This window comes from Salmonella sp. SAL04162 (assembly GCF_046551535.1).
Taxonomy (GTDB): Bacteria; Pseudomonadota; Gammaproteobacteria; order Enterobacterales; family Enterobacteriaceae; genus Salmonella; species Salmonella enterica.
This window is the reverse complement of the sequence record NZ_JBGDVX010000001.1, coordinates 751,015-763,350: the sequence shown is the minus strand read 5'-3', so window position 1 is coordinate 763,350 and position 12,336 is coordinate 751,015. Positions and strand designations below refer to the sequence as shown.

At 48.7% G+C, this 12,336-nt stretch carries 11 protein-coding genes and 1 pseudogene; 6 read left to right on the top strand and 6 right to left on the bottom strand.

Going from position 1 to position 12,336, the window contains the following annotated elements; translation table 11 throughout:
- Window positions 1–110: 110 nt before the first annotated feature.
- Both hdeB and ACLJRH_RS04000 read right to left on the bottom strand, forming a co-directional pair.
- On the bottom strand, window positions 111–440 hold the full coding sequence (hdeB, locus tag ACLJRH_RS04005; RefSeq protein WP_001032161.1) for an acid-activated periplasmic chaperone HdeB: 330 nt from the start codon (window positions 438–440) through the stop codon (window positions 111–113).
- Between the two features lie 234 nt (window positions 441–674).
- A pseudogene (locus ACLJRH_RS04000) lies at window positions 675–907 on the bottom strand (efflux RND transporter permease subunit); the annotation flags it as partial.
- A gap of 300 nt (window positions 908–1,207) precedes the next feature.
- Here ACLJRH_RS04000 and ACLJRH_RS03995 point away from each other — a divergent pair.
- On the top strand, window positions 1,208–1,843 hold the full coding sequence (locus ACLJRH_RS03995) for a hypothetical protein (protein ID WP_000778345.1): 636 nt from the start codon (window positions 1,208–1,210) through the stop codon (window positions 1,841–1,843).
- A gap of 134 nt (window positions 1,844–1,977) precedes the next feature.
- Entirely contained in the window at window positions 1,978–2,889 is a 912-nt protein-coding gene (gene hlyE, locus ACLJRH_RS03990; protein WP_023136884.1) for a hemolysin HlyE, read from the top strand.
- Between the two features lie 120 nt (window positions 2,890–3,009).
- Here hlyE and ACLJRH_RS03985 read toward each other — a convergent pair whose 3' ends face one another.
- Window positions 3,010–3,441 carry an OsmC family protein gene (locus tag ACLJRH_RS03985; RefSeq protein ID WP_000152297.1) on the bottom strand — a complete coding sequence of 144 codons (432 nt, stop codon included), beginning with the start codon at window positions 3,439–3,441 and terminating at the stop codon, window positions 3,010–3,012.
- A 511-nt stretch (window positions 3,442–3,952) separates the two neighbouring features.
- On the opposite strand from ACLJRH_RS03985, the gene bdm reads away from it, so the two are divergent.
- The 4 genes from bdm to adhP all read left to right on the top strand — a co-directional run bounded on the left by bdm (window position 3,953) and on the right by adhP (window position 7,572).
- Window positions 3,953–4,168, top strand: coding sequence for a biofilm-dependent modulation protein (bdm, locus tag ACLJRH_RS03980; protein WP_000495700.1), 216 nt, complete (start codon window positions 3,953–3,955; stop codon window positions 4,166–4,168).
- A 94-nt stretch (window positions 4,169–4,262) separates the two neighbouring features.
- Window positions 4,263–4,406 carry a stationary-phase-induced ribosome-associated protein gene (sra, locus tag ACLJRH_RS03975; RefSeq protein WP_000841559.1) on the top strand — a complete coding sequence of 48 codons (144 nt, stop codon included), beginning with the start codon at window positions 4,263–4,265 and terminating at the stop codon, window positions 4,404–4,406.
- 176 nt (window positions 4,407–4,582) lie between these two features.
- Window positions 4,583–6,280: an NAD-dependent malic enzyme gene (locus ACLJRH_RS03970; RefSeq protein WP_000450509.1), complete on the top strand. Its 1,698-nt coding sequence runs from the start codon at window positions 4,583–4,585 to the stop codon at window positions 6,278–6,280.
- 281 nt (window positions 6,281–6,561) lie between these two features.
- Window positions 6,562–7,572 carry an alcohol dehydrogenase AdhP gene (gene adhP, locus ACLJRH_RS03965; protein WP_000642446.1) on the top strand — a complete coding sequence of 337 codons (1,011 nt, stop codon included), beginning with the start codon at window positions 6,562–6,564 and terminating at the stop codon, window positions 7,570–7,572.
- A gap of 90 nt (window positions 7,573–7,662) precedes the next feature.
- Here adhP and fdnI read toward each other — a convergent pair whose 3' ends face one another.
- Genes fdnI through fdnG form a run of 3 tightly spaced genes read right to left on the bottom strand, consistent with a single transcriptional unit; the run spans window position 7,663 to window position 12,257 of the window.
- Window positions 7,663–8,319, bottom strand: a complete 657-nt coding sequence (fdnI, locus tag ACLJRH_RS03960; RefSeq protein WP_000045657.1) for a formate dehydrogenase-N subunit gamma — start codon at window positions 8,317–8,319, stop codon at window positions 7,663–7,665.
- Window positions 8,312–9,196 (bottom strand): formate dehydrogenase subunit beta, encoded by an 885-nt coding sequence (gene fdxH / locus ACLJRH_RS03955; RefSeq protein WP_000061599.1) that lies wholly within the window; start codon window positions 9,194–9,196, stop codon window positions 8,312–8,314. The genes fdnI and fdxH overlap by 8 nt, the downstream gene beginning before the upstream one ends.
- Window positions 9,197–9,209: 13 nt before the next feature.
- Complete coding sequence (gene fdnG, locus ACLJRH_RS03950) at window positions 9,210–12,257, bottom strand: formate dehydrogenase-N subunit alpha (protein ID WP_077909916.1); 3,048 nt, start codon at window positions 12,255–12,257, stop codon at window positions 9,210–9,212.
- Window positions 12,258–12,336: the final 79 nt, after the last annotated feature.

Sequence of the window (12,336 nt, the reverse complement as noted above, 5' to 3'; positions counted from 1 at the left end):
AAATAGTGCAATACCACGTGATTGGTAGAAGAAATGGAAGATGTTATTTGTGACGGTGTCACAAATAGTAAAACCCGACACACAGGCCGGGTTTTGATATCAGTTTACTCTTATTTTGAGAGTTCTTTCTTGATTTCGTCTTTTATTTTGCTTAATTCACTCTGCGGGTTTTTCTTACAAAGCTCAACGGCTAGCGGCACTGCTGTCGTCTCAGTTTCCTGGAAATCAACGTAGTCCCCGCCTTTAAAATCTTCATCTTCATTCAGCACCCAGAAAGCGACTGGCGCCATAGTCTGCGGATTGAGGTCAACAAACTCCTGGCAGCTCATACCTTTAGGCGTAACGTTTGTTTTAGTAGTATCTGTTGCCGCATTCACGCTAACACTGGTTACCAGCGCTGCCACGATAATACCTGCTGTAGCAAGGGAGAATTTATTCATTGTTGTTGCTCCAATAATTATATAAATAACCTCTACATCTGCGCGTTAACCCGTTAATGTAGAACGCAGAAAATAATACCCCTCCTCTCTCAGGAATAAAGATCACCCTCCGTGATATGGCTATTATTGATATTTACGTTGACTGATTTTGATGTTTGATGAATAAAGCAACATGGCGAGCAGATTTTAGGGCGAAAAAGTAGACCACGACAATAGCAAATGACGAGGTATGCGCTACGTTGAGCTGATGAAAGAGAACTTCGCTCTGACATGCTGTCGCAATCGCGCCAGCCAGACACAAACGGTGGGCAGAACAAACATCGTAAACAGATTGCCTGTCAGCATTCCGGAGGCAACCACCAGCCCTGGCCAAAACGGCTTGCGGCGTCTACGCCGCTGGCGAACCCTATCAGGGCTAAACCAACCACTATTGCCCCGGTAGTCATCAGCACCGGGCGCAATCGGATCTACAATACAATTTCATAGCATTTACAGATAGTCGGACAATTTCAGGTTTCCGTAATCATAAAAAACACCTTTCGTACACAAACTGTATACTTCCAGTAGATTTATTGTTATTTAGCACTATAACTGCAAGCAGTTGAATCCAAAGGGTAATAATTCAGGCATTATTGGAAGGGTAATTTACATTATTAAGATAAATAAATGCTTATCGGTGAAGTGAGCGACGTTTATGTTTTGTTGTAACCACGGCTTTATACTTTTTACGAGTGCTATTTTTTTTGGCTAATTAAAAGGTAAAGTTAATGAAACTATCCGTAACATTGGCGTTTTTCGGTTACATGATGGCATCCAGTTTAGCACAAGCTAGCGATATCAATATGTGGCGTGAACCAAAACCTGTTGTGAAAGAGGGTAAATATTACAGCTTAATCATGGATCGTGGCGAGTTGCAGAAAGCAGTAAAAAGCAGCAATAACAACTATCTCTTTTCCGAAAAAGGTGCAGGAGTGAAACCTCTGGTATTGATCGGCTCTCCGGTAGAGATTAGCGAATTTATGTTGCAAAATAAAACTCGCAGTATTGAAAACCACATTAAAGGTCTACCTGACATTTATATTGGAGTGACAAAATATAAACCCAAACAACGTTTTACCGGCTTATTTCCGCTGCAGGATATATTGACTCAAACTGTTGATCAGGTATCGAAATTTGTGCCCGGTACCGATATCACCGATGCGGTGGGAATCCCCGCCGACCTAAAAGCATTACAGCAAGCTATTTTGGCTATGAAGCCAAAAGATAAAACCAGCAACAATATACTGTACGTCAAATTTAGCTACTTACCGGAAGATGGGATGGTGAAAGTAGGAAGCAAAACAGTTTCTTTTGGTCGTATTCTGGAGAAAATGCAGCAGAGTAATCGTACCCTGCGTAGATAAGCAGAAAGCTGGCAGTATTTCCAGCTTCTGGAATGTTAACTTAAGCTACAAAAGCTGTCTGGAGGTAATAGGTAGAAATAAGTTATAAAACAATAGCTTAATTGCAATTTATATATTTAAAGAGGCAAATAATTATGACTGGAATATTTGCAGAACAAACTGTAGAGGTAGTTAAAAGCGCGATCGAAACCGCAGATGGGGCATTAGATTTTTATAACAAATACCTCGACCAGGTCATCCCCTGGAAGACCTTTGATGAAACCATAAAAGAGTTAAGCCGTTTTAAACAGGAGTACTCGCAGGAAGCTTCTGTTTTAGTTGGTGATATTAAAGTTTTGCTTATGGACAGCCAGGACAAGTATTTTGAAGCGACACAAACTGTTTATGAATGGTGTGGTGTCGTGACGCAATTACTCTCAGCGTATATTTTACTATTTGATGAATATAATGAGAAAAAAGCATCAGCCCAGAAAGATATTCTCATCAGGATATTAGATGATGGCGTCAATAAACTGAATGAAGCGCAAAAATCTCTCCTGGCAAGTTCACAAAGTTTCAACAACGCTTCAGGAAAACTGCTGGCATTAGATAGCCAGTTAACTAATGATTTCTCGGAAAAAAGTAGTTATTTCCAGTCACAGGTGGATAGAATTCGTAAGGAAGCTTATGCCGGTGCTGCTGCAGGCATAGTCGCCGGTCCATTTGGATTAATTATTTCCTATTCTATTGCTGCGGGCGTGATTGAAGGGAAATTGATTCCAGAATTGAATAACAGGCTAAAAGCAGTGCAAAATTTCTTTACTAGCTTATCGGCTACAGTGAAACAAGCGAATAAAGATATCGATGCGGCAAAATTGAAATTAGCCACTGAAATAGCAGCAATTGGGGAGATAAAAACGGAAACCGAAACAACCAGATTCTACGTTGATTATGATGATTTAATGCTTTCTTTACTAAAAGGAGCTGCAAAGAAAATGATTAACACCTGTAACGAATACCAACAAAGACACGGTAAGAAGACGCTTCTCGAGGTTCCTGACGTCTGATACTTTTTCATTCGCTCCGTGTACTTTTAACGCCCGATAGCGTGAAGAAAATGAGAGAGGGAGAAAAAGCGATATTCAACAGCCCGATAAACAAGAGTCGTTACCGGGCTGGCGGAGTTATCAGGCGTTAAGCTGGTAGTCGAGGGTGATTTCCGCATTCAGAACCTGCGATACCGGGCACCCGGCTTTTGCTTTCTGGATGATTTGATCGAAAGTTGAAGCATCAATATCTGCTACCGCGACTTTGCTTTGTAGCGCAATTTTGGTAATGGCGAAGCCCGCCTCCACCTTATCAAGCGATACGTCAGCGGTGGTGTCAATGGATGTCGGCGTAAATCCAGCCTCTCCCAGCATGAGTGATAGTGCCATGGAGAAACAGGCCGCATGTGCGGCGCCAATTAACTCTTCCGGGTTGGTCCCCTGCGCGCCTTCGAACCGGGTATTGAATCCATACGGTTGTTGATTAAGCACGCCGCTTTCTGTTGATACGGTACCTTTACCCCGTTTGATGTCGCCTTCCCAGTGTGCCTGACCTTTCTTATGGATTGTCATTTTTGCTCTCCTGTTGGCTCAAAAAATAAAGTATAGACCATGCTGCTAATCTGCGTTGTCCATGCCGATGGATGTAGCATGTTGTCAATTACCCGCACTTCAGATATAGAAAATAGTTGTATGCTTTTTCAGTGATGGATATTAAATCAACAGGCCTCCCTTTCTTTAAAGAATATATCCCTCCTTTTATCCTTACGTTTTCTTCCGGAAGCGTATTCCACTATGTATATTTTTATTCAAATTAAGATTTGTCTTATCTCGTTGTAATAAAAGATAAAAATCGCAATAACTAGCCTTTTAAATGTATATTAATTGACCACTATTTGTATGAGGACATGTAATTGGCAAACGTAATATATTTTCTTCTGGGGTAAACAATTAGAGTTCCGCCTTGCGTTAAAATAACTCCAGGACTAATCTTAACCACAGCCGCAAAAATATTTGCCATGCTGAATACGAATTAATTTTCTGCGAGCCGTACTAAACAAATACATGTTCACGGAGGCATTATATGTTTACTTATCACTCAGCAAATACCTCAGCAGCACAACCGGCCCTGGTCAACGCGATTGAACAAGGATTACGCGCGGAGTTAGGCGTTGTCACTGAAGATGATATTTTAATGGAGCTGACCAAATGGGTTGAGGCTTCCGACAATGACATCCTCAGTGACATCTACCAGCAGACCATCAACTATGTGGTAAGCGGGCAGCACCCTACTCTGTAAAACCTGCTATGCTGTATCGGCAACCTTAGGGGTTACGTTTCTTTCGCGTAAGCGAATTTGTCCTTAAAACTAGCAACAGGATTGAGGAGTTAACATGAAATCGAACCGTCAGGCTCGTCATATACTTGGACTGGATTACAGAATTTCCAACCAGCGTAAGGTTGTTACTGAAGGCGACACCAGCAGCGTGGTGAATAACCCAACCGGCAGAAAGCGCCGCGCCGATAGCCAAAAGTAATCGTACAGTCCTGAAATGACGTTAAACACCATTGCATCTGCAATGGTGTTTTTGTTTATAGGAATGACCTTAACGTCTCACAATGCTTTATACTCAGGGTCGGTTCCCTGGTGGAAGGCAATATATGATGATAAACGACGGTGCCAGGGACAGTTATTCGAAAAAGAGTGAGTAACATGGAAACTACAACCAAGAAAGCACGTTCCCTTTATATCCCTTACGCTGGCCCTGTATTGCTGGAATTCCCCCTGTTAAACAAAGGCAGCGCTTTTAGCGTAGAAGAGCGCCGCAACTTCAATTTGTCAGGGCTGCTGCCGGAGGTCGTCGAGTCGATTGAAGAACAGGCCGAACGCGCCTGGCTCCAGTATCAGGGGTTTAAAACAGAAATCGATAAGCATATTTACCTGCGTAACATCCAGGATACCAACGAAACGCTCTTTTATCGACTGGTGCAAAACCATCTTGAAGAGATGATGCCGGTTATCTATACCCCGACCGTGGGCGCGGCCTGTGAGCGCTTCTCTGAGATTTATCGCCGGGCGCGCGGCGTATTTATCTCTTATCCGAACCGTCACAATATGGACGACATTTTGCAGAATGTGCCTAACCACAACATTAAAGTTATTGTGGTGACGGATGGCGAGCGGATTCTGGGGCTTGGCGATCAGGGCATCGGCGGGATGGGGATCCCTATCGGTAAGCTGTCATTATACACCGCCTGCGGCGGCATTAGTCCGGCCTATACCCTTCCCGTTGTGCTGGATGTCGGCACCAACAATCAACAGTTACTCAACGATCCGCTTTACATGGGCTGGCGTCATCCGCGCATTACCGACGATGAGTATTATGCGTTTGTCGATGAGTTTATTCAGGCCGTTAAGCAGCGCTGGCCAGATATCCTGCTACAGTTCGAAGATTTCGCGCAGAAAAACGCAATGCCGCTGTTGACGCGCTATCGTGATGAGATTTGCTCCTTTAACGATGATATTCAGGGCACCGCAGCCGTGACCGTCGGTACGTTGATCGCCGCCAGCCGCGCTGCCGGCAGTCAGCTTAGCGAGCAGAAAATCGTTTTCCTCGGCGCGGGTTCCGCCGGATGTGGAATTGCTGAACAGATCATCGCGCAGACTCAGCGTGAAGGTTTAAGCGAAGATGCCGCTCGACAGAACGTTTTTATGGTCGATCGCTTCGGCCTGTTGACGGACCGGATGCCTAATTTATTGCCGTTCCAGGCAAAACTGGTGCAGAAATGCGACAATCTCCAGCACTGGGATACCGAAAATGACGTGCTGTCGCTGCTGGATGTGGTGCGTAACGTGAAGCCGGATATTCTGATCGGGGTTTCCGGCCAGACCGGGCTCTTTACTGAAGAGATCATCCGCGAGATGCATAAGCATTGCCCTCGCCCAATCGTCATGCCGCTCTCTAATCCCACCTCTCGCGTGGAGGCCACGCCACAGGACATTATCGCCTGGACGGAAGGCAACGCGCTGGTGGCAACCGGCAGCCCATTCTCGCCGGTCATCTGGAAAGATAAGATTTATCCGATCGCACAATGTAATAACGCCTATATTTTCCCCGGCATCGGTCTGGGGGTTATCGCTTCCGGCGCATCGCGCATTACTGATGAAATGCTGATGTCAGCCAGTGAGACGCTGGCGAAACATTCTCCGCTGGTCAATAACGGCGAAGGATTAGTGTTGCCAGCGCTTAAAGATATCCAGGTCGTGTCGCGCGCTATCGCTTTTGCCGTAGGCAAAATGGCGCAGCAGCAAGGTGTAGCGGTGAAAACCTCTGCGGAAGCGCTGCAACAGGCGATTGACGATAACTTCTGGAAACCGGAATACCGCGACTACCGTCGGACTTCCATTTAATACGTACCCGGCGGTGAATGCCGCCGGATATCTCTTTCTTCTTTAGTTTTGGTGAGTCTGTCGACACCCCTGAATTCCTTTCCCTGCTTATTTGTCAAGCTACTAATATTAGCCACCTTTATGTATTGAACGGGGATTTATCAGGATAATCCTGGCTAAACTATTACATTGTATTTCTGCCGCCTTGCATAACTCATCAGAAATATTAATCCTAAAGAGGTAATAGCACCTTACCTGCTATTACCTGCTATGCAGTTCACTATTAAGAAAAGGAGAAGGTTATGAAAGCTGCTGTTGTCACACAAGATCATCAGGTTGATGTTACTGAGAAAACGCTGCGTCCCCTTCGCCACGGTGAAGCTTTGCTAAAAATGGAGTGCTGCGGCGTATGCCATACCGATCTACACGTGAAAAACGGAGATTTCGGTGACAAAACCGGCGTCATTCTGGGACACGAAGGCATTGGCGTCGTGGCGGAAGTCGGTCCTGGTGTCACCTCGCTGAAACCCGGCGATCGCGCGAGTGTCGCGTGGTTTTATGAAGGATGCGGACACTGTGAGTATTGCAATACGGGCAATGAAACCTTATGCCGCAACGTGAAAAATGCCGGTTACACGGTAGATGGCGGCATGGCCGAAGAGTGTATTGTCGTCGCGGATTATGCGGTGAAAGTACCGGAAGGTCTGGACTCTGCGGCGGCAAGTAGTATTACCTGCGCGGGCGTTACCACCTATAAAGCGGTGAAGATTTCTCATATTAAACCTGGCCAGTGGATTGCCATCTACGGTCTGGGCGGTCTGGGTAATCTGGCCTTGCAGTACGCGAAAAACGTTTTCAATGCGAAAGTGATCGCCATTGATGTCAATGATGGACAACTGAAACTGGCCGAGGAAATGGGCGCAGATCTGACCATTAATTCACGTACGGAAGATGCGGCTAAAATTGTGCAGGAAAAAACCGGTGGCGCGCACGCAGCGGTGGTTACCGCGGTCGCTAAGGCGGCGTTTAATTCCGCAGTAGATGCCGTTCGCGCCGGAGGCCGCGTGGTGGCAGTCGGGCTGCCGCCAGAAGCCATGAACCTTGATATCCCTCGCCTGGTGCTAGATGGCATTCAGGTTGTCGGTTCGTTGGTGGGGACACGCCAGGATCTGACCGAAGCCTTCCAGTTCGCGGCGGAAGGAAAAGTCGTGCCAAAAGTCGCTTTACGTCCGCTTGAAGATATCAACGCTATTTTTAAAGAGATGGAACAGGGACAAATTCGTGGCCGTATGGTCATCGATTTCCGTCGTTAAACGATTTGCTGTGGTCGTCTGAGTATACAGACAGCAGATGAAAACAAGGCGCTACCAGGATAGCGCCTTGTTTATCAGATCGCGAAAGAATTACTGAATACCTTCTTCGCTCTCTTTTTTTGCTTCCGCCTTCTCGATTTCACGATACCAGCGTGGATGATGTTTCTTCGCCCAGCGACGGCTGACCTTCCCTTCGATCATGCCTTTAATCGAGCCTTTCACCCAAAATGCCATATACATATGGATGAGGATCGCGTGCATTAAAATAATGCCCGCCGCCGCATGAATTAACAGGCTATAACGCACCACCTGCATGGGGAAATACTGCGCGAAATACGGACGCCAGATAATCACGCCAGTCACCAGCAGCACAAAAATCATGCTCATAATGGACCAGAACATCATCTTCTGTCCGGCATTGTATTTGCCGACATCCGCCACCTTATGCTCATTGCCTTTCAATACTTCGACAATATTTTTCAGCCACGGAATATCTTTTTTATCCGGGATGTTGTGGTGGACGAAACGCACGAACATAAACATCAGAGCGATGAAAATGGCAATACCGAAGAACGGGTGCAAAATACGTCCCATCTGCGGCGTGCCAAAGGTTTGCGTCAGCCATTGTAGCGTCGGGAAGAAAAACGAAATCCCCGACAGCGCTACCAGGAAGAAGCAGATCACCACCGTCCAGTGACAGGCGCGGTCGACAAATTTCGTGCGCACAATCATTTTCGACTTACTCATGATGATCCTCCTCATCGTCGTCCGTTTCTTTATTCGGGCCAATACCGATGTAGTGGTAAATCAGACCGGCGAAAGTGGCGATAAAGCCCGCTGCGGCCAGCGGTTTTAGCGCCCCTTTCCACAGATTGATTGAGGTATCGATCTGCGGATCTTTCGGCAAGCCGTGGTACAACTCCGGCTGGTTGGCATGGTGCAGCACATACATGACGTGCGTACCGCCGACGCCCTGCGGGTTGTAGATACCGGCATGTTCAAAGCCACGCGCTTTTAACTTCTCCACGCGTTGCTCACCCAGTTCCAGCATCTCTTTTTTGGTGCCGAAGTGAATAGCCCCGGTCGGACAAGTTTTGACGCAGGCCGGTTCCTGGCCCACGCTGACGCGATCGACGCAGAGTGTACATTTATAAACGCGGTTGTCCTCTTTGTTGAGGCGCGGAATATTAAACGGACACCCGGCGATACAGTAACCACAGCCGATACAGTGTTCAGATTGAAAATCAACAATCCCGTTCGCGTACTGGATGATAGCCCCGGCAGATGGACAGGCTTTAAGACAGCCTGGATCTTCACAGTGCATACAACCATCTTTACGAATCAGCCACTCCAGCTTGCCGTTCTGCTCGGTTTCGGTAAAGCGCATCACCGTCCAGGACTTGGCGCTGAGATCGGCAGGGTTATCGTACACCCCGACACAATGGCCAACGTTATCGCGAATATCGTTCCATTCAGAACAGGCTACCTGGCAGGCTTTACAGCCGACACAGGAGGAGACGTCGATCAGTTTCGCGACTTCGGCTTTGTAATCACGCGCCTGCGGAGGCGGCGTGATGGCGTTTGTTGCGGACCGTTTAATAATGTCCTGCGTTTCCATAGACATATGTTCGCCTCCCTTACGCCTTCTCGATGTTAACTAAAAACGCTTTGTATTCCGGCGTTTGCGAGTTGGCATCACCGACATTTGGCGTCAGAGTATTGGCGATATAGCCCTTGCGCGCGACACCCTCAAAGCCCCAGTGAATCGGGATCCCCACCGTTTCAACCTGCTGACCGTTGACATGCAGAGTGCGAAGACGACGAGTTACCACCGCGACCGCGCGAATAAACCCGCGTTTACTGCTCACCTTCACATAGTCGCCGTTAGCAATACCTTTCGCTGCCGCCAGCGTCTCACTGATCTCCACAAACTGTTCCGGCTGAGCGATAGCGTTAAGTAGCGCATGTTTGGTCCAGGTATGGAAATGCTCTGTGAGGCGGTAAGTCGTGCCCACGTACGGAAACTGCTCCTTCTTACCCATGCGCAGCGCATCTTCTTCATACAGACGCGCCGCCGGATTCGAGACCACATTCGGGTGCAGCGGGTTAGTGCCCAGCGGCGTTTCCATCGGCTCGTAGTGTTCAGGGAACGGTCCTTCCGCCATTTTATCAATAGCAAACAGACGTCCCAGCCCTTCCGGCTGCATGATAAACGGATTGGTCCCGCTCCCCGGCGCCGCGTTGTTAAAGTCCGGAATATCGTTCCCTGTCCACTTCGCGCCGTTCCACTGGATCAGCATCCGTTTTGGATCCCATGGTTTACCCTGCGGGTCCGCCGAAGCGCGGTTATACAATACGCGACGGTTTAGCGGCCACGCCCACGCCCAACCCAGTGTATTGCCAAGCCCTGACGGGTCGGCGTTATCACGTCTGGACATCTGGTTGCCCTGCTCCGTCCAGCTACCGGTATAAATCCAGCAGGAGGAGGATGTCGTACCGTCATCGCGCAGTAATGCAAAACTGCTCAACAACTGGCCTTTCCTGGCAAGCAGTGTACCGTTGGCGTCATAGAGATCTTCCAGCGCATAGCCGTTGTTCTCTTTCGCCACTTCTTCCGAATGCGGTTCATCCGGCTGCTTGTAGTTCCAGCTCATCTTCAATAGTGGCTCGGCGCCTTTACCGCCTTCTGCGCGATACATTTCACGCAGACGATGGTAAATACCGGCCAGAATCTCGCCGTCGTTACGCGCTTCGCCCGGCGCGTCCTGACCTTTCCAGTGCCACTGTAGCCAGCGACCGGAGTTAGCGATAGAGCCATCCTCTTCCGCAAAACAGGTAGACGGCAGACGGAAGACTTCGGTATGAATCGTTGTCGGATCGACATCATTAGATTCGCCGTGGTTCTGCCAGAACGTTGATGTTTCAGTCACCAGCGGATCGATAACGACCAGATACTTCAGTTTGCTTAAGCTTTGCACCACTTTGTTTTTGTCCGGGAAGGACGCCACCGGGTTAAAGCCCTGACAGAAATAGCCGGTGACTTTCCCGCTATCCATCATGTTGAAATATTTGATCACGTCATAGGACTGATCCCACTTAGGCAGCCAGGCAAAGCCCCAGTCATTCTCTTTCTGCGCCGCATCGCCATAGAAAGATTTCATCAGGCTGACGAAGAACTTAGGATAATTACCCCAGTAGTTGACCTGATCGGCCAGCGTCGCTTTGGGGGTATTCGCGGCCAGATAAGTTTGCAGATCGGCCTGTTTTTCTGACGGTAGCGTCAGGTAGCCCGGCAGGCTGGTGGAGAGCAGTCCTAAATCCGTTAAGCCTTGAATATTAGAGTGGCCGCGCAAAGCGTTCACACCGCCGCCAGCCATCCCCATATTGCCGAGCAACAACTGGATCATCGCCATGGTACGGATGTTCTGCGCCCCGACGGTATGTTGCGTCCAGCCCAGCGCATACAGGAAGGTGGTAGTGCGATCCGGAACGCTGGTAGAGGCTAACACCTCACACACCTTCAGGAAGTCCGCTTTCGGCGTACCGCAAATGTTTTCCACAACGTCCGGCGTATAGCGCGAAACGTGCTGCTTCAGCAGATTCCACACACAGCGTGGGTGCGTCAACGTTTCATCACGTTTGGCATAGCCGTTTTCATCGAACTGGTAGTTCCAGGAGGATTTATCGTACTGACGCTTTTGGGCGTCATAGCCGCTGAAAAGACCGTCATCAAAGGCAAAATCATCCCGCACCAGCAGGCTGGCGTTGGTGTAATGCTTAACGTACTCAGCGTTGATTTTGTTATTTTCGATCAGGTACAGCAACACGCCGGACAGAAAGGTAATGTCTGTACCGGAACGTATTGGCGCATAGATATCCGCCACCGACGCCGTACGCGTAAAGCGTGGATCAACGACAATCAGCGTCGCATCGTTATTGTTTTTCGCTTCCATCGCCCAGCGGAAACCCACCGGATGCGCTTCTGCGGCATTGCCGCCCATCACCATAACGACGTTGGCGTTTTTAATATCCACCCAGTGGTTGGTCATCGCACCGCGACCAAATGTTGGAGCAAGACTTGCTACCGTTGGTCCGTGTCAGACGCGCGCCTGGTTATCTACCGCCAGCATACCGAGAGAACGGGCAAACTTCTGCGTCAGCATACCCGTTTCATTGCTGGCCGCCGAGGCGCACAGCATCCCGGTAGAGAGCCAGCGGTTAACCGTGACGCCCTGCTCATTCTTTTCAATAAAGTTGGCGTCACGATCGGCTTTCATTAATTTAGCAATACGAGTGAAAGCGTCATCCCAGCTAATGCGCTGCCACTTGTCGGAACCCGGCGCGCGGTATTCCGGATAGCGTAGGCGATCTTCACTGTGAACATAATCCAGCAAACCGGCCCCTTTCGGGCACAGCGCGCCACGGCTTACCGGATGATCCGGGTCGCCTTCAATATGGTAAATCGCTTCTTTCGCGTTTTTTGCCCCATCTCCCAGGCTATACATTAATAGCCCGCAACCTACGGAACAGTATGTGCAGGAGTTACGGATCTCTTTTGCGCGCAACAGCTTATAGTTTCGCGCCTGAGCCAGGGCCATTTTAGGGGTAAAACCCAGTGCGGCCACCGTTGTTCCCGCCATACCGCCCGCGCAGATTTTAAAAAATTGTCTGCGGCTGACGTCCATTGCTTTCCTCTTTTTTCCACGGATGCACGCCTCCTTCGAACTGCATCAAAACCTCAGTCCAGGATGCGTGTATAACTTC

Bases quoted from the DNA above. Each gene is read 5' to 3' on its own strand.
- ACLJRH_RS03970 (WP_000450509.1), top strand. From the start codon at position 4,583: ATGGAAACTACAACCAAGAAAGCACGTTCCCTTTATATCCCTTACGCT.
- sra (WP_000841559.1), top strand. From the start codon at position 4,263: ATGAAATCGAACCGTCAGGCTCGTCATATACTTGGACTGGATTACAGA.
- fdnI (WP_000045657.1), bottom strand. From the start codon at position 8,319: ATGAGTAAGTCGAAAATGATTGTGCGCACGAAATTTGTCGACCGCGCC.
- ACLJRH_RS03995 (WP_000778345.1), top strand. From the start codon at position 1,208: ATGAAACTATCCGTAACATTGGCGTTTTTCGGTTACATGATGGCATCC.
- hlyE (WP_023136884.1), top strand. From the start codon at position 1,978: ATGACTGGAATATTTGCAGAACAAACTGTAGAGGTAGTTAAAAGCGCG.
- adhP (WP_000642446.1), top strand. From the start codon at position 6,562: ATGAAAGCTGCTGTTGTCACACAAGATCATCAGGTTGATGTTACTGAG.
- fdxH (WP_000061599.1), bottom strand. From the start codon at position 9,196: ATGTCTATGGAAACGCAGGACATTATTAAACGGTCCGCAACAAACGCC.
- ACLJRH_RS03985 (WP_000152297.1), bottom strand. From the start codon at position 3,441: ATGACAATCCATAAGAAAGGTCAGGCACACTGGGAAGGCGACATCAAA.
- bdm (WP_000495700.1), top strand. From the start codon at position 3,953: ATGTTTACTTATCACTCAGCAAATACCTCAGCAGCACAACCGGCCCTG.
- hdeB (WP_001032161.1), bottom strand. From the start codon at position 440: ATGAATAAATTCTCCCTTGCTACAGCAGGTATTATCGTGGCAGCGCTG.